Here is an 18228-nt window from a genome sequence, read left to right as displayed (position 1 = left end):
TGGGGCCACCGACCACCATCGGAGGCTCGGCTCGGGGCAGCACCGGCGCAGCACGCATGCGCAAGAACCGCGCACGCAGATCCGAAGCCCGACCGCGACCCGGCCGCGCGAAACGGGTGCGAACGTTCGCCGACCGACGTCCTCAGATTGGGCTGAGCCGCGCGGCGGTTGGGCGGTACACTGGCGCCATGCCGCGTCTTGCCCGAGCCTTGCCCCTCATCATTTGTGGCTCCCTCGGGCTTGCGTGCGGCGACGACGTTCTCACCCCGGCCGATGGTTCGGCCTCTCGAGGAAGCGACAGCGGCACCACCCTCGGGGTGGGCGAGAGCACGGCCGACGTCACCGGAGTGGGCACGGCCGACGTCACCGGAGTGGGAACCGCCGACGGAACCGGGGTGGGAACCGGAATGGAGACCGCCGACGGGACCACGACCGGTGGCCCCACCCCCGAGTGTGGCAACGGCCAGGTCGAGCAAGGCGAGGACTGCGACGACGCCGGTGAGTCGGCCACCTGCAACTCGGACTGCACGGCGGCCGAGTGCGGCGACGGCACCACCAACATGGCGGCCGGTGAGGAGTGTGACACCGCGGGTGAGTCGCCCAAGTGCAATGCCGACTGCACGATGACGCAGTGCGGAGACGGGGTCCTCAACGAGGCCGCCAACGAAGAGTGCGATGACGGTGGCGAGTCCGCCACGTGCGACTCGGACTGCACCTTCGTCGTGTGCGGCGACTCGGTGCTGAACGAGACGGCCGGCGAGGAGTGCGACGAGGGCATGCCGACCCCCTCGTGCGACGATGACTGCACCAACGTGACGTGCGGCGACGGGGTCGTCAACGCGGAGGCCGGCGAGGAGTGCGATGATGGTGGGGAGTCGGCGGCCTGCAATGCCGACTGCTCGTTCGCCATGTGTGGTGACGGTGTCACCAACATGGCCGCCGGCGAAGACTGTGACGACATGGGCGAGTCGCTGGCGTGCGACGTCGACTGCACCGCGGCGATGTGCGGCGACAGCGTGATCAACATGATGGCGGGCGAGGACTGCGATGACGGCGGCGCGTCGGCCGTGTGTGATGCCGACTGCACCCCCGTGGTGTGCGGGGATGGCACCACCAACATGGCCGCGGGCGAGGCTTGTGACGACGGCGGCGACTCGCTCCTCTGTGATGCCGACTGCACGCCCGTGGTGTGCGGTGACGGCTACGTCAACATGGTGGCCGAGGCCTGCGACGACGGCGTCGAGACGGCCCTGTGCGATGCCGATTGCACGCCCGTGGTGTGCGGAGACGGCATCGCCAACATGGCCGCGGGCGAGCAATGCGATCACTCGGGCGAGTCGGCGCTGTGCGACGTCGACTGTACCTCGGTGACGTGCGGAGACGGTGTCACCAACATGACCGCCGGCGAGGCCTGTGACGACGGCGGCGAGTCGGCCCTGTGCGATGCCGACTGCACGCCCGTGATGTGCGGCGACAACGTCACCAACACGACCGCCGGCGAGGACTGCGACGACGCTGGCGAGTCGGCCATGTGCGATGTCGACTGTACCTTGGTGCTGTGCGGAGACGGCGTCACCAACGCGACCGCGGGCGAGGTCTGTGACGACGGCGGAGAGTCGGCCGCCTGTGATGCGGACTGCACCGCGGCACTGTGCGGAGACGGCGTCACCAACACGACGGCCGGCGAGCAGTGCGATCACGCCGGCCAGTCGGCGAGCTGCGACGTCGACTGCACCACGGTGGCGTGCGGAGACGGCGTCACCAACATGGCCGCCGGCGAGCAGTGCGACGACGGCGGAGAGTCGGCGGTGTGCGACGCGGACTGCACCGTCGTGGTGTGCGGAGACGGCATCACCAACATGGCTGCCGGCGAGCAGTGCGACGACGGCGGAGAGTCGGCGGTGTGCGACGTGGACTGCACCGCGGCGGCGTGCGGAGACGGCGTGACCAACGTGACCGCGGGCGAGCAATGCGACGATGCCGGCCAGTCGGCGACCTGCGACGTGGACTGCACCTCCGCGGTGTGCGGGGACGGCATCGTCAACATGGCCGCGGGCGAGCAGTGCGATGACGCCGGCGAGTCGGCGCTGTGCGATGCCGACTGCACCGCCGCGGTGTGTGGAGACGGCGTGACCAACGCGACCGCGGGCGAGCAATGCGATGGCGGCGGAGAGTCGGTGGTCTGCGACGTGGACTGCACCGCGGTGTCCTGCGGCGATGGCCTCACCAACATGAGCGCGGGCGAGCAATGCGATGACGCCGGCGAGTCGGCGGCCTGCGACATCGACTGCACCTCGGTGGTGTGCGGAGACGGCCTCATCAACATGACGGCCGGCGAGCAATGCGATGACGCCGGCGAGTCGGCGACCTGCGATGGCGATTGCACCGCCCCGGCATGCGGCGACGGGGTGCTCAACACGACGGCCGGTGAGCTCTGCGATCACGCCGGGCCGTCGGCGACCTGCGACGCCGATTGCACGCCCGCGGCATGCGGCGACGGAGTGCACAATCCGATCGCGGGCGAGGGTTGCGACGATGGCAACCTGATGAGCAACGACGGATGCTCCTCCACGTGCCAGCCGGACTGTGACGACTTCCCCGGCAACAACGATTGCGCCAGTGCGCTGCGCCTTCCTCCGGCCGGCACGATCGACCCGACCGAGATCTTCAGCGTCAATGGGCTCGTGGGCCACGCCGGAGCGCGCGACTACGTCGAGGTCGTGTTCGGGGCCAACGACGCCATGCATCGAACCGGATCCAAGCTGCCCGGGACGTTGCGGATCTACATCGACGACCCCCTCTCTCCGGGGACGCCCGCCGACATCGCGAACACCAACGTGCGCTTCCGCGTGTTCGAGGACGTGATCCCGACGGGGTGTCAGAGCCCGCTGAACTACACGGTGCCGTTCAATGGCGGGACCTCGGGCACCCTCCAGACCAACGCGACCAACGACACCTCCATCCCCGGACCCGGGTTCGCCACGCTGTGGGAGTGGTCGGACACCTGCAACCAGCTGAACGCGAGCATCGGCGCGAGCAACTGCGGGAACGCAACGTACACCGCGCCCCACCCGTTGCCGCCCAGCTTCTGGGTCGAGGTCCTGCCCCTCCCCGGCTCGCCCAACGCGTGCGTGCCCTACACCCTGGTCGCGACCTGGCAGTGAGGGCTCCGGCCCCCGCCTCCCGGTCTCGACCCCCGGACCCCGACCCCGACCCCGACCTTGGATTCGTTCGTAGGGCCGCGGCGGCCCTCTTCCGCCACGGCGCTGCCGCGAGGTGGAAGGCTTAGCCGGGTGGTGGATTGGCGGTACACTGGCGCCATGCCGCGTCTGCCCCGGGTCCTGCCCGTTCTCGTGTGTGGCTTGCTCGGGGTCGCGTGCAGCGATGATGTTCCCATCGTCGGCACCGGGAGCAACGGGATGAGCACGGCCGGCGACTCGAGCGGGACCGCGAGCGCGTCCGGGTCGGACACCCTCGACGGCACGGCATCGGCCTCCCAGGGCGGCGACAGCGGAACCACCACCGGGCTGGACGGAACCACGACCGACGACTCCGTGTGCGGCAACGGGGTGGTCGAGGGCGACGAGCAGTGCGACGACGGGGGCGAGTCCGGCATGTGCAACGCCGACTGCACCTTCGTGTTCTGCGGGGATGGAATCGTCAACGCCACCGCCGGGGAGGAATGCGACGGCGAAGGCGAGTCCGAGGATTGCGACGCCGACTGCAGCCTCGCGTTCTGCGGAGACGGCGAGCACAACGCGACGGCCGGCGAGGATTGCGACGACGGCGGCGAGTCCGTGACCTGCAACTCGGACTGCTCCGTGTCCATGTGTGGCGACAAGGTGCTGAACGAGACGGCCGGCGAGGAGTGTGACGCCGGCATGCGAACCCCGGCGTGCGACGACGACTGCACCAACGTGGAGTGCGGCGACGGGTACGTCAACATGGAGGCCGGCGAGCAGTGCGACGACATGGGCGAGTCGCCCACGTGCAACGGTGACTGCACCCTCCCTGGCTGTGGCGATGGCGTCACCAACATGGAGGCCGGCGAAGACTGCGATGACATGGGCGAGTCGATGGCGTGCGACGGCGATTGCACGTTCGCCGAGTGCGGAGACGGCCTCATCAACATGGTGGCCGGCGAGCAATGCGACGACGGCGGCGAGTCGATGGCGTGCGATGACGACTGCACGTTCCCGAGCTGTGGCGATGGTGTGACCAACATGACGGCCGGCGAGCAGTGCGACGACGCCGGCGAGTCGCTGCTGTGCGATGACGACTGCACGCTCGCCGAGTGCGGCGACGGCCTCGTCAACATGACGGCCGGCGAGCAGTGCGACGACGGCGGCGAGTCGGCGGCCTGCGACGGCGATTGCACGTTCCCGAGCTGCGGCGACGGCGTGGTCAACATGGCCGCCGGCGAGCAGTGCGACGACGCCGGGGAGTCGGCGACCTGCGACGCCAACTGCACGCCCGCGGTCTGCGGCGACGGCATGGTCAACGTGAGCGCCGGCGAGCAGTGCGATGCCGGGGGCGAGACGGTGGGGTGCGACAGCGACTGCACGTTCCCGAGCTGTGGCGACGGCGTGGTCAACATGCTGGCGGGTGAGCAGTGCGACGATGGCGGGGAGTCGGCGACCTGCGACGCCAACTGCACGCCTGCGGTCTGTGGCGACGGCACGGTCAACATGACCGCCGGCGAGCAGTGCGATGCCGCGGGCGAGTCGGCGGCGTGCGACGCCGATTGCACCGCGGTGCAGTGCGGTGACGGCGTGGTCAACATGGCCGCGGGCGAGCAGTGCGACGATGGCGGGGAGTCGGCGACCTGCGATGCCAACTGTACGCCTGCGGTCTGCGGCGACGGCACGGTCAACATGGCCGCGGGCGAGCAGTGCGACACCGCGGGTGCCTCGGCCGCGTGCGACAGCGATTGCACCCTCCCGAGCTGTGGCGACGGCGTGGTCAACGTGGCCGCGGGCGAGCAGTGCGATGATGGCGGGGAGTCGGCGACCTGCGACGCCAACTGCACCTTCGCGGTCTGCGGAGACGGCGTGGTCAACACGACCGCCGGCGAGCAGTGCGATGCCGCGGGCGAGTCGGCGGTGTGCGACGCCGACTGCACCGCGGTGCTGTGCGGCGACGGCGTGGTCAACATGACGGCCGGCGAGCTGTGCGATACCGGCGGTGAGTCGCCGGCTTGCAACGCCAACTGCACGCCTGCGGTCTGCGGAGACGGCGTGATCAACATGGCCGCCGGCGAGCAATGCGATGATGCGGGGGAGTCGACGGCGTGTGACATCGATTGCACGTTCCCGAGCTGTGGCGATGGCGTGATCAACACGGCAGTGGACGAGCAGTGCGACGATGGTGGCGAGTCGGCGACCTGCGACGTCGACTGCACGGCGGTGCTGTGCGGCGACGGCGTGGCCAACGTGACGGCCGGCGAGCAGTGCGATGACGGGGGCCAGTCGCCGATCTGCGACTTCGACTGCACCACGGCGGTGTGCGGAGACGGCACGCTCAACATGGCGGCCGGCGAGCAGTGCGATCACGCCGGCGAGTCGCCGACCTGCGATGCCGACTGCACGCCGTCGTCCTGCGGCGACGGCGTGGTCAACGCGGCGGCCGGTGAGAGCTGTGACGGCGGCGGGCAGACGGCGACCTGCGACATCGATTGCACGCCCGCGGTGTGCGGCGACGGCATGATCAACGCCACCGCGGGCGAGGGCTGCGACGACGGCAACGTGGTGAGCCACGACGGCTGCTCCTCCACCTGCCAGCCGGACTGCAACGACGTCGGGGGCAACAACAGCTGCGCCACGGCGCTGCGCGTCCCGGCGCTCGGCATGATCGACCAGACCGAGATCTTCTTCGCCAACGGGCTCGTGGGCCACGCCGGAGCGCGCGACTACTTCCAGGTCGTGTTCGGGGCCAACGATCCCATGCACCGAACCGGCTCCAAGTTGCCCGGAACATTGAGGATCTACATCGACGATCCCCTGGCTCCGGGGTCTCCCGCCGACGTTGCCAACACCAACGTTCGCTTCCGCGTGTTCGAGGACATCGTCCCCTCGGGGTGCCAGAGCCCGCTGAACTACACGGTCCCGTTCAACGGCGGGGCCTCGGGTCCCCTCCAGACCAACGCGACCAACGACACCACCCTGCCCGGGCCCGGGTACGCCACGCTGTGGGAGTGGCGGGACAGCTGCGATCCGCTCAACGCCAGCGGGGGGGCGAGCAACTGCGGGAACGCAACGTACACCGCGCCCCACCCGCTGCCGTCGAGCTTCTGGGTCGAAGTCCTGCCGGTCCCCGGCATGCCCCAGGCGTGCATCCCCTACACCCTGGTGGCGACGTGGCAGTAGCGGCGACCATCGATCAATGGCCAACATCGGATACATCCAGGTGGTTCGCCACTGCAACCACCTGTGCGGCTTCTGCTCGAACCCGACGTCGCCCTACACGCACGACTTCGAGTCCATGCGAGTGCTCGTCGACGACTTCGTCGACCGCGGCTACTTCGGGGTGATCCTGACGGGGGGCGAGCCCACGCTCCACCCGGAGCTGCCCCGGATCACCGAGTACGCGTCGCAGCGCGGGCTGCACGTTCGGATGATCACCAACGGCTCGCGCCTGGCCGACCCCCGGTTCGCCCGCGACATGGCCAACGCGGGCCTCGAGCTCGTGCACGTCTCGGTGTACTCGACCCGACCCGAGGTCGAGGCCGCCCTGCGAGGCACCGAGGGCACGCTGGACTCGGCGTACGCGGCGGTCGACAACGCGCTCGAGCGGGGCGTCGACGTCAACATCAATTGCGTGATCAACAAGCTGAACGCCGATCACCTGCACGAGAACATCGCCCATTGGTTGAGGCATCACCCCGGGGTCAGACACTTCATCTGGAACAACCTCGATCCCTCGATGGGGCGCGCGGAGGTCAACCAAGCCCTGTTCACGCCGCGGCTGGCCGACTTCGAGCTGTCGCTGCACCGCGCCATGCGGATGCTGCACCGGAGCGGGCGCTCGTTCCGGGTCGAGAAGGTGCCGCTGTGCTACATGACGGACTTCGCCTGGGCCAGCACCGAGACCCGCAAGATCGTCAAGTGCGAGGAGCGCATCGTGCACTTCCTCGACGACAAGCAGACCGTGCGGCAGACGATGTGGGGCCATCGCTATGCGCCGGGCTGCACGATGTGCTCGCTGCGGTCGATCTGCGGCGGCCTGTTCGACCGGGGCGACGGCTATGATCCGGCCGAGCTGCACCCGGTGTTCGTCGACCGCGATGCGATCGTGCGAACGGTGCTCTTCGACGGCAGCGACCCGAGCAGCCGCTTCGCGAGCATGGAGCAGTGGCGCCGTGAGTTTGCACAACACAACGCCGGCGAGCTCCCGCGCGCCGAGTCGTTCCCCTCGGTCGATCGCCCGGCGCTCGCCGAGGCTGGACCCGAGTCCGAGCCCGGGCCCACGCCCACGCCCACGCCCGGCATGGTCGCGGTCGGGCGGGTGACGGCCCGTGGTCAGCGCCTCTACGAGTCGAAGCGCCGGCACGAGCGGCAGCGGATCGAGAGCCGCGGGCTCAACCTCGAGCGTGGTCGAGGGTCTTCGGGTGGGGGTTGAGCCCATCGGCGGGTCGGCGCCGGCACCGGGCGGCGCGACGGCGTGCATCCAAGTCGGCTATGATCCGCCCGTGAACGGGGCCGGGGTAGGGGCTGAGCCAGCCCAGGAGCGAACAGCCAAGATCGTGGCGCACGAGGCTGCGGCTCACCAAAAGCGCAATTGGGTGCGCTTGACCTTCGATTGCAACGATCACTGCATCTTCTGCCTCGACGCCCACACGCACGACGGCACCTACCGGGATCGAGACGAGATCAAGGCCCAGATCCTCGACGGTCGTCGCAAGGGGGCCGAGCGACTGATCCTGTCGGGCGGTGAGCCCACGATCCACCCGAACTTCGTGGACTTCGTGCGCCTGGGCTCGCTCGCGGGCTACGAGCGCGTGCAGACGGTGACCAACGGGCGCCTGTTCGCCTACCCGGACTTCTTGCGCAGGTCGCTCGACGCGGGCCTGGGCGAGATCACGTTCTCGATCCACGGCCCCAACGCCCAGGTTCACGATGCGCTGGTCGGCACCAAGGGGGCGTTCGACCAGGAGATCAAGGGCCTCGAGCTGGCCCTCCAGGACGGCCGCCCGATCATCAACATCGACATCTGTGTCAACCGCGGCAACGTCAAGCACCTGCCCGCGATGCTGAAGAAGTTCACCGAGATGGGGGTGCTCGAGTACGACCTCCTGCACGTGATCCCCTTCGGCCGCGCCTATACCGAGGGCAAGGAGACGCTCTTCTACGACCTCGAGCAGATGCGCCCGTACTTGTTGGAGGCGTTTGCGTACTCCAAGCGACCGGGCGTCCACATCTGGCTCAACCGCTTCCCGCCCCAGCACCTCGAGGGCTACGAGCACCTGATCCAAGACCCCTACAAGCTCAACGACGAGATCCGCGGGCGCAAGGAAGAGTACGGATACCTGCTCGAGAAGGGGGTGCCCCTCGATTGCCGGGCGCCTCATCGATGCAGTCACTGCTACCTGGAACCGGTGTGCGATCGTCTGGACGAGCGGCGTCAGGTGCTGGCGGAGCGGGACTTCGAGGTCTTCCGCGTCGATACAGAGTGGGAGGCCAAGCTCCCGCCCGTGTATGGCGGAGACCCGGCCAGCCGCGCGCGCAGCGAGTCGCGGGAGGCACGTGGCGTCGACGAGCAGGTGACCGCGGAAGCGGCGGCGGCGGGGTCCGAGTCGGCGCAGCGACGACGTCTGCCGATGTACGGCATGGGGACGCCGCCGAGCTATCTTCGGCCGACCGAGCTGGTCGCCCGGGCCGGCGTGCGACGGCTGTGGGTGGCCGCGCCGAACCTCGAGGCGGCGCTGCAGGAGGCGGCGAAGTACCACGGTCCCACGGAGCTCGCCCTCGAGCTGCGCGATCATGGCGCGCTGTTCGAGGCGCTCGAGTCCGGGCGGCCCTTCACGGACTCGAGGCTCTGCCAGGTGGTGGTCGACGATCACGAGGATGCGAAGCGATTGCTGGCGCTCGCGGGCGAGCACGCGCACGAGTTCGAGGTCGTGCTGCGGCTCGACCGCTCCAATGCGCCATGGCTGCTGTCGCTCCGCGAGGCGCCGGCCGGCCTGGTGATCCGCCAGCCCACGCACGCCCGGCTCACGGAATCCGCCGACGCCGACGTCGATCTGGTCGCATTCTTCCGCGCGCTGAAGTGCGAGATCCCCTTCGAATCGATTCCCGCGTGCATCGCGGGACGCCCGCCGCGAGCGGTGCCCGAGACCTTCGACGGCTCGATGCTCGACGCCGCCGGGCACCTCGAGATCTTTCGCTACGTCAAGAAGTACATTCAAGACCACTACTTCACCAAGTCCCTCCGCTGCAAGACGTGCGTTCACGACTCGAGCTGTCGGGGGGTTCACGTCAACTACGTGCGGGCGCACGGCTACGCATGCATGCAGCCCGTGAGCGTCGCCGACGCGACCGAGTAGCGACGCGGCGATGAACCAGGTGCTCGTCGTTCATCCTCCGCTCACGGTGGCGAGGGATTTCATCGACTACCCCTACCTGACGAACCTGGGGGCGCTGCAGGTCGGGGCGTCGCTGCGGCGAGCGATGCAGCAGGCCGGCGGCTCGGTTCGGATCGTGGACGCCTTTTGTCTGCCCGACTCGGGCCTGTCGTGGAGACCCGACGGCCGGGCGCACGTCGGCGCCCCCGTGGCCACCGTGGTCGACGCGTGCTCGAGGCCCGACGAAGGCGCGCCAGCGCCCCGGTGGTCGCACATCGTGGTCGCGTACACCCCCTTTCACCGTCCTCCGCACCGGGACGATGTGCTCGGGGCCGTGCTGCACCAGCTTCGCAGCCGCTTCCCCGAGGCCACGATCATCCTGGCCGACTGCTACCAGTCGGGGCAGCACTACGTGGAGTGCGAGGGGCGCGAGGTGCTCCGCAGCCATCCCGAGGTCGACCACTGGGTGAAGTACGAGGGCGAGGTCTCGGTGCCCGACCTCGTCCTGCGCGGTGCGGATCGACCGGCGGTGATCCTCGGCCAGCGACCCGAAGAACTCGACGCGCTTCCCTTCCCGGCGTGGGACGCGGTCGACCTCGGTCACTACCAGCGCTTCCACGAGCGCTTCGTGGCTCGGCTCGGGCGGGGACCGTGGGCGTTCCCCATCGACGGGCGGACCTTGCCGCTGGTGACTTCGCGCGGGTGTCCATTCACCTGCCTCCACTGCAGCTCCAATCCGGATCGCCTGCACGGGGCACCGAAGACCCAGCGTCGCTACTCGGGCCCCTACCTGGCTCGCTACGTCGAGTTCCTGGCCAGGGAGTGCGGTGCCACGCGCCTGGCGGCGCTGGACGAGCTCGTCAACGTTCGCAAGCGTCACTTCGAGGCGTTCCTCGAGGCGATCGAGGCCCATGACCTTCGCTTCGACGTGCCCAACGGCATGCGCGCCGACTACCTCGAGCGCGGCCACCTCGAGCGGATGCGGGGGCGCGTCGCCACGGTCAGCGTGTCGGCCGAGAGTGGTTCCCGGCGCGTGATCGACGAGGTCGTGGGCAAGCGCCTCGACCTCGAGACGATTCGAGACGCCGCTCGCAACGCGCACGAGGTGGGCGTGCCGTTGATGATCCACTACATGATCGGCCTGCCGTCGGAGACGGCGGTCGAGGTCAACGAGACCCTCGCGTTCGCCCTGGAGCTCCTGGACGAGTACGGGGCCCATCCGGCGGTGCAATTCGCCACCCCGCTGCCGGGCACGCCCCTGGCACGAGGGCGCTCGCTGCCGGTCGTCGAGGACTGGGGGCCTCGCTTCCAGATGGCGCCGTCCCCCATGGGCATCCAGTCCGATGACCAGCGGGGTAGCGGGCTCGACCGCGAGACGCTGGAGCGCTTCATGTGGACCTTCCGCGAGCGCGTGCAGGCCACGCTCGCGCCCCACAAGCTCATCATGAACGTGACCTACGTCTGCAACAACCACTGCACCTTCTGTGCGGTGGGGACGCGTACGCAGATCCAGGGACACCCGACTCGCCAGCGCGAGCATCTGGTCAAGTGGCGCCGGCGCGGCGTTCGGATGGTCGATTTCGACGGTGGCGAGCCGACCTTGAACCCCGAGCTGGTGCCGCTCATCCGCGTCGCACGCTCCCTGGGGTACGACCGCGTCAACGTCACGACCAACGGCCGCCGCTGCTACTACGAGGAGTACGCCAAGGAGCTGGTGCGCAGCGGCTTGACGACGCTGCTGTTCTCCGTGCACGGGCCGGACGCCAGGACCCACGCGCAGCAGGTCGGGGTGGCCGAGGCATTCGAGCAGACCGTCAGGGGCATCGAGCACTGCGTGCGGCATGCGCCCGAGGCGGTCGAGCTCGGCATGAACGTCACGCTCACCAAGGGCAACTACCGCAAGCTGGGCGCGCTGGTGGAGCTCGGTCTGCAGCTCGGCCTGCCGTGGCTCAACATCCAGTTCCTCACCCCGTTCGGGCGCGCGACTCGCATGGTGGCGCCGGACACCGAGGACGCCGCCCGCGTGGCCATCGAGGTGATCGACGAGTACCGGGATCGGGTCAAGTTCCAGGTCATCAATTTGCCGTTCTGCTTCATGCCCAACCACACCGAGCTGCTGCAGGGCGACCTGGCCAAGCTGTCCCGCCAGATGGTGTTCGTCAACAACGAGACCGTGAACCTGGGCGAGTACCTCGCGGCGCGGCGCACCCGAAAGCCGCAGTGTGCCTCGTGCCCCCATGCCTGCTTCTGCGGGGGCTTCTACGAGCTCGACCGCGTGCCGGAGCCACCGTGGATCATCGCCGCCGAAGACCTGGTGCGGCCGATCGACGATCCTCGGCGGCACGAGTCGGTCCCCGCGGGCTTCCACGATCGCGTGGCCGCCGAGCTGGCCGGCCCCAAGCCCGAGTAGCGTCGCCCCGGTCGTGCCCTACTCGCGCTCGTACCCCAGGGCCTCGAGCTCGTCCCCCAGCGCGGCGGCGATCCATGCCCGGTCGTCGGCCCCGAGCTCGGTCTTCCACTGAGACCCGCCGCGAAGGTACTCGCCGTCGCGGCGATCGCCGTACTCGCGGCCGCCGCTCATGCGCTTGAAGCTGGTCTGGTCCACCAGGGCGCGCAGGGCCGGCTCGTCGAGGGACATGCCCAGTGCCCTGGTGAGGCCCTCGAACGTCGCGAGTGGATTGTCGAGCATGTCCTCGTAGCGAATGCACGGGGCGCCGATGCGCCCGGCCACCGCGCGCGCCTGGGCCATGCCCCGCACGAACCCCGCCAGGTGCTCCCGGACGTGCCGAGGTCGGTCGGGGATGAACGCCTTCTTGGACAGGAACACGTTCCTCGGGTCGCGGACGATCACGAACGGTCGGGCGTGCACGAACCGCTCCAGCAGCGAGAGGCACTCGAACGAGAGCTTGCACGCCAGGTGACCAGGCACCGGACACAGCCGCTGCATGAGCAGCGCCGCGGCGTCCGTGGCGGCCACCGGCAGCTCTCCCGGCGCAGCAAAGAGCCCCCCCGTCCGCTCGAGCTCGGCCACGAGCTTGGCGCGGTCTGGCTCCACCATGGGCCCGGAACGCACGGTGGCTCCACCGACGCGGCACGCCTCCTCGAGGACTCGCACCAGCCAGCGCGTGCCGCTGCGCGCGTGCCCGAGGACGAACACGTGCGGGGCCGCGAGGAACTCGGGCTGGAGCTCGCCCAGGGTGGCGCGCTTGAGCGCCAGTCTTCGTTCCTGGTAGTGGGCCGGGTCGACCGCGGGCAAGAACGCGGCCAGGAATCGAAAGTCCGACGTCGTCCATGCCGCGCCCCGCAGCTCCGCCCCGGCCGCCCAGCGTAGGACTCGCAGGTGGGCCGCCGGATCGTCCAGCGCGTGCCGCAAGGCCGCGGCGTGGCCCTGCGGCGCGAGCCGGACGCCCCAGGCCGTGAACAGGCGTCCGAGCGCGATCCCAAACGCTCGCAGGTGCGGGGCTCGGCTGCGGACCGCTTCGCCGCGCACCGAGAATCCGGCCACGGTGAGCGTGCCCGGCTCCTTCGGGGCCCCGACCTCGACGATCGCGGGGAGGCCGTCGAGCCGCACGTCCACCCGCGTCGGGCGCTCCGGTTGCTCGGGCATCGTGGCCAGTCGAATGTCCGAGAGCGGGCCGGCGGATGGCATGGAGAGCACCTATCCCACCAGGCGTCGGCGGGTCTCGGCAAGCAGGAGGATCCGCATCCGGCCGAGCTGCTGCTGCCAGTGGCCGGCGTCGAAGACCCGCCGGAGCCTCCCGTGCCGGTCGAAGTACGTGACGAAGTGAGAGGAGCGGTTGCCTCGCATCAGGGCCAGGGCCGCCTCGAACAGCACGCGCATGTCGGAGACGGAGGGCGGCCACTGGCACACCCGACCGTCGGAGGCCTCGACCGCGGCGCGGCTGTCCCACAACAGCCGTGGCGCCCAGCGATGGATCCGATCGAAGACGTCGCTGGCCTCCCGGGACCGGCCCGCACGCTCGTGGACCAGCCCGAGATTGATCCACGCCGAGATGCGCCCCGGCTTGACCCTCAGCGACTCTTCCAGCTGCCGGGCGGCCAGCTCGAGCTTGCCCTGGCGGCGGTACATCTCGCCCAGGTAGATCGAGGTGGACGCGCTGGGGATCGGCGGAAACCGGCGGTTGCACTCGGCGATGAGCTCGGGGACCGCGTCGTAGTCTCCCCTCAAGATGTGCACCGCGGCCGGCCCCACGTATCCCCAGCGGGCGACGTCGCGCTCCCTGCCGTCCTCGAAGTCCTTCATCGCCTCCGCGTAGTCTCCCCACCACAGTCGGAGCTCCCCGCGGTAGAAGAAGGGGTGCGGTGAACGGGGAAAGCGCTCGATGAGCTCATCGAACGTGGCCAGGACCTCCGCCACGGGTCGTTGCATGAGGCTCTTGATCGCGGCGGCCGACTCGGATCGACTCTGCAATCGGGTCTCGACCTTCGTCATCCTGAACATGCGGGTGCCCGTGGGCCCAGATCTGGTTGGGTCCACGCGAACGAGGATCTCCCCCCGGCTGCCCCGCAGCGTGCCCAGGTGGCCGAGGATCCGAGCCCGACTCTCCTCCCCGATGGTTTGGTCGGGCTCCACGGGATCGCCGAGCTCGCCCAGCAGGGCCGAGAGCTCGGCGTCGCGTCCCACCCGTCCTTCCGTGGCCAGTGCGCCGTGGAGAAGGATGTGCACCGCGCCATCGTGCTCGGCTCGCGCTTCGGTGTGATGCACGCGGGCCTGCTCCAGCCGCCCTTGCCGGATCAAGGCCTCGCACAGCCATGTCCTCGCCTCGCGATCGTCGGGATGGCGGGCGATCAGCCGCTCGAGCAGCTGCACGGCCGGGTCCAGCTCTCGACGCTCCACCGCCACCGCGCCCCGGTACCGGAGGATCTCGGGTCGCTCCGGCGCGAGCGCCTCGACCCGGCGTAGCAGCGCCAGCGCTCGGTCCCATTCGCCAGCGAACAGGAGGACCTTGACGAACTCGACGAGCGCGTCGGCGCAATTCGGCTCGCGCTCGCAGCAATCCTCCAGGACCCGATAGGCGTCGTCGACGGCGCCGATGCGCACGAACTCGGCCGCGACGCGCCGAAGGAACCGCGGGTCGTGTCCGGCCAGGAGGGCCGCCCGACGCAGCGTGGCCTGGGCCTGGTCGAGCTTGCCGGCGCGCCCCTGGACCCGGCCGAGCCCCAGCAGGACGTCGGCCCGCTCCGCGGGGGCCAGTCCGCCCACGCTGCTCTCGATCAGCTCGACCCCCACCTCCACGAACCCGAGATCCTTGAACAGGGTGCCGATGATGTTCGCGAGAGGGGAGCCCTCGACCGACGTGCGTCGTGCGTGGACCTGCAGTGCGTGGACGTCCCCATGGAACAGGGCGCGCACGGGCTCGGCCCAGTCGGAGCGATCGGGCTCCGAAGGCGCGAACACCTGCTGCCACTCGCCGTTCACCGCCTGGAAGTAGCTCGCCAGGCCGGCCACGTAGGGCTCCGAGAGCTCCGCACCCGGGGGAAGCTGCAGCGCATCATCCGCGACCACCAGGCTCTTCATGAGCCCGGCCAGCGTCTCGTCGAGGGTGGAGGGTTGGTGGTCGTTGGGAAGCGTGGTGCTCGAGAGTCGGGCGAGCACCCAGGCATGTCGGTTGGCGTCGGCGCGGAAGGTGGAGTCGTCGCGCAGGCCAGCGGCCGCACCCGCGGTCGGGCTCACCCCCGCCGTGGCGTCGACTCGCAGCTGGTGCCAGGCAAAGCCCGTGCGTCCGTCGGACGGAAGCTGGATCCGCACCGCGCCGCCCTCGACCGACAACTCGTAGATCAAGCTGCGTGTAGTGGCGCCGAACCTCGCCCGCCGAACGGGGGACTCCACCAGGCCCTTGGCCCAGGGGGGCGGACGGTGCAGCTGCATCCTTCGGGTGGACCGCTTCACGGTGGGTTCCCGCGGCTCGAGGGAGGCTACGAGGCCCCACGAGGCTCGCGAAGTATTGCACAGCCCGCGCGCAGGGCCGTGAGGTGGAGCCACCATTGTGTGCCAAAGCCCTGCCTGCGATATTTCCCGAGGCTCCTGCGTGAAGGCGATCGTGTACCATTATGTGCGAGGCCACGACGCACGGTTCTCGCGTCCTGGCGGCATCCGGCGCCTGGAGCCCGAGAGCTTTCGCCGCCAGCTCGACCACCTCCAGCAGCGCCTGCGCTTTCCCGATGCGTCGGAGCTGATCGAGATCCTGTCCGGTCGCCGGAGCCCTCCCGAGCCCTCGGCCGTCCTGACCTTCGACGATGGGCTGCGAGATCACCACCAGGTGGTGTATCCCGAGCTTCGGTCGCGCATGCTGCCTGCGATCTTCTACGTGCCCACCGCTCCCATGGTGCACGGGAGCATCCTGCCCGTGCACGCGATCCATCACCTGCTCGGGGCGGTCGAGGCCGACACGGTCCTGCAGGACGCGATGCGCTGGATCGATGCGCACCGTGACGCCTTGCTGGCCGACCACCGCGACGAGTATCTGTATCGCCATCGGGGGGCGGTGCCCCAGCCCGCCGCCGCGCTCAAGCGCCTGATCAACGGCCGACGGTTCCTGCGCGCCGAAGCCCGGCGGGCCTTGACCACCGCGCTGCTGGCTCGCCACCTCCCGGATCTGGACCCGGCCACGATCTACATGAGCCGGGAGAACATCCAGGAGATGAGCGCCCACGGCATGATCATGGGGGCGCACTCCATGTGGCACGACTCGCTGTGCGAGCTCGACCGCGAGGAGCAGCGCGAGGAGATCCTCGGATCGCTCGCCGCGATGGAAGGGCTCGGCGGCCCCTCCGTGCGCACGTTCGCCTTCCCCTATGGCGGGTTCGAGTCGTTCGATGGGCGGGCCGTCGAGCTGTTGCTCGAGGCGGGGGTGGACTGGTGCTTCAGTCTGGACCCCACGGAGGTGACGGCGGAGCAGCTGTCGGCTCCGCGCTCCCGGCAGTTCTTGCCCCGCTTCGACTGCCGGCACTTCCCCCACGGGGCCGAGGTGGGGAGCGCACCGTGAAGATCCTGGGCCTGTCGCACGGCGGCTGGGATGCTTCGGCCGCGCTGATGATCGACGGGCGCATCGTCGCGGCGTGCGAGCAGGAGCGCTACAACGGAGAGAAGCACACCCGGGCGTTCCCTCGCGAAGCCGCGATGGATTGCCTCCGCATGGGGGGGATCGAGCTCGCGAGCGTGGACGAGGTCGCCCTGAACTTCGATCCGGAGCTGATTCCCGTGGGCACGCCGCGCCGCGCCACGCGATCGCGGCGGCAGTACGAGGAACTCATACGACGCGAGCTCGGCCTTGCCGCTCGCGTCACGTTCCACCCTCACCACGAGTGCCACGTGGCGAGCGCGTACTATCCCAGCGGGTTCGAGCGCGCCATCGTGGCCAGCTACGACGCGCTCGGCGAGAACACGTCGTCGCTGCTGTGTGCGGCCGACCACGGAAGCCTGGAGGTCCTGCACGGAGGGAGCGTGTTTCCCCACTCCCTTGGCCTCGTGTACAGCGCGGTCACCTTCCATCTGGGCTGGACCATCAGCTGCGACGAGGGGATCGTGATGGGGCTTGCGGCCTACGGAGATCCCACCCACATCGTGCCCGGGACCTCACGGACCTACGAGGACGTCTTTCGCGAGATGATCGCCGAGGACGGCGACTTCGGGGTTCGCATCGATCCCGACTGGTTTGCCTATCCCCATCGGCGCGACACGTGGATCAGCGAGCGCTTCCTGTCGACCCTGGGCCCCCGCCGAGCGCCCGGAGAGCCGGTGCAGCAGCGTCACATGGACATTGCCGCCGCGCTGCAGGGCCGTCTGGAGTCGCTCGTGATCGGCCAGCTGAGGCGCGCCCGCGCGCTCCGGCCAGACCACCGCCGGCTGTGCCTGGCGGGCGGAGTGGCGCTGAACTGCTCCATGAATGGAGCCATCGAGCGCGCGAAGATCTTCGACGAGCTCTTCGTGTTCTGGGCCAGCGGGGACAGCGGTGGATGCGTGGGTGCATGCTACCTGGCGCAGCGCGCCCACGACCCGGGACTGCGGCCGGTCCGGTTCGGCGATTGCCAGCTCGGGGCGGGGTTCGACGAGGCGGAGCTGCGGCAGGCGGCCACCGATGCGGGCCTGACGGCCCAGCGCTCCACGGACGTCTTCGCGGAGACCGCCGGGCGCCTGGCACGGGGGGCCATCGTGGGCTGGTTCCAGGGGCGGTCGGAGCACGGTCCTCGTGCACTGGGCAACCGAAGCATCCTCGCCGCGCCCCATCCGGCGCAGATGAAGGACACCTTGAACCGACGGGTGAAGTTTCGCGAGCCGTTCCGACCGTTCGCGCCGGCTGTGCTCGCGGAGCATGCGGCGGAGTTGTTCGAGCTCGGGCAGCAGAGCCCGCACATGCTCATCGCAGCCCGAGCGCGACCCGGCGCGCGCGAGACGATCCCGGCCACCATCCACCACGACGGGACGGCCCGGGTGCAGACGGTCGGGGCGACCGACAACCCCCGGTTCTACCGCCTGCTGCAGGCGTTTCACCAGCGGACCCGGTGTCCCGTGCTGCTCAACACATCGTTCAACGTCAAGGGGCAGCCCATCGTCGACACCCCCCGGCAAGCCATCGACTGCTTTCGGTCGACGGAGATCGACGTGTTGGTGCTCGGAGACTACGTGTTCGACAAGCACTAGGTCGAGC

9 protein-coding genes are annotated in these 18228 nt (G+C 69.6%); 7 read left to right on the top strand and 2 right to left on the bottom strand.

Annotated features, from left to right (window positions below; all coding sequences use genetic code 11):
- Positions 1-188: 188 nt before the first annotated feature.
- The 5 genes from OEB96_RS23545 (at position 189) to OEB96_RS23525 (ending at position 11969) form a co-directional block, all read left to right on the top strand.
- Positions 189-3164, top strand: a complete 2976-nt coding sequence (locus tag OEB96_RS23545) for a hypothetical protein (protein WP_266218949.1) — start codon at positions 189-191, stop codon at positions 3162-3164.
- A gap of 156 nt (positions 3165-3320) precedes the next feature.
- The gene (locus tag OEB96_RS23540) at positions 3321-6365 is read left to right on the top strand and encodes a hypothetical protein (RefSeq protein WP_266218948.1); all 3045 of its coding nucleotides are present in this window, start codon (positions 3321-3323) and stop codon (positions 6363-6365) included.
- Between the two features lie 16 nt (positions 6366-6381).
- Positions 6382-7617, top strand: coding sequence for a radical SAM protein (locus OEB96_RS23535; RefSeq protein ID WP_266218947.1), 1236 nt, complete (start codon positions 6382-6384; stop codon positions 7615-7617).
- Positions 7618-7741: 124 nt separating this feature from the next.
- Positions 7742-9541 carry a radical SAM protein gene (locus OEB96_RS23530; protein WP_266218946.1) on the top strand — a complete coding sequence of 600 codons (1800 nt, stop codon included), beginning with the start codon at positions 7742-7744 and terminating at the stop codon, positions 9539-9541.
- 10 nt (positions 9542-9551) lie between these two features.
- Positions 9552-11969, top strand: a complete 2418-nt coding sequence (locus OEB96_RS23525) for a radical SAM protein (RefSeq protein WP_266218945.1) — start codon at positions 9552-9554, stop codon at positions 11967-11969.
- An 18-nt stretch (positions 11970-11987) separates the two neighbouring features.
- On the opposite strand, the gene OEB96_RS23520 is transcribed toward OEB96_RS23525, so the two are convergent.
- Both OEB96_RS23520 and OEB96_RS23515 read right to left on the bottom strand, forming a co-directional pair.
- Entirely contained in the window at positions 11988-13208 is a 1221-nt protein-coding gene (locus OEB96_RS23520; protein ID WP_266218944.1) for a sulfotransferase, read from the bottom strand.
- A gap of 9 nt (positions 13209-13217) precedes the next feature.
- Positions 13218-15470, bottom strand: a complete 2253-nt coding sequence (locus tag OEB96_RS23515) for a tetratricopeptide repeat protein (RefSeq protein ID WP_266218943.1) — start codon at positions 15468-15470, stop codon at positions 13218-13220.
- A 139-nt stretch (positions 15471-15609) separates the two neighbouring features.
- Here OEB96_RS23515 and OEB96_RS23510 point away from each other — a divergent pair, with 139 nt between their 5' ends.
- Both OEB96_RS23510 and OEB96_RS23505 read left to right on the top strand, forming a co-directional pair.
- Positions 15610-16566 carry a polysaccharide deacetylase family protein gene (locus tag OEB96_RS23510; RefSeq protein WP_266218942.1) on the top strand — a complete coding sequence of 319 codons (957 nt, stop codon included), beginning with the start codon at positions 15610-15612 and terminating at the stop codon, positions 16564-16566.
- Complete coding sequence (locus OEB96_RS23505; protein ID WP_266218941.1) at positions 16563-18221, top strand: carbamoyltransferase family protein; 1659 nt, start codon at positions 16563-16565, stop codon at positions 18219-18221. Before OEB96_RS23510 ends, OEB96_RS23505 begins: the two co-directional genes overlap by 4 nt.
- Positions 18222-18228 lie beyond the last annotated feature (7 nt).

It is taken from the genome of Paraliomyxa miuraensis, assembly GCF_026337845.1.
GTDB classification, from domain to species: Bacteria; Myxococcota_A; Polyangia; order Nannocystales; family Nannocystaceae; genus Paraliomyxa; species Paraliomyxa miuraensis.
This window is presented reverse-complemented; position numbering and strand designations above follow the sequence as displayed.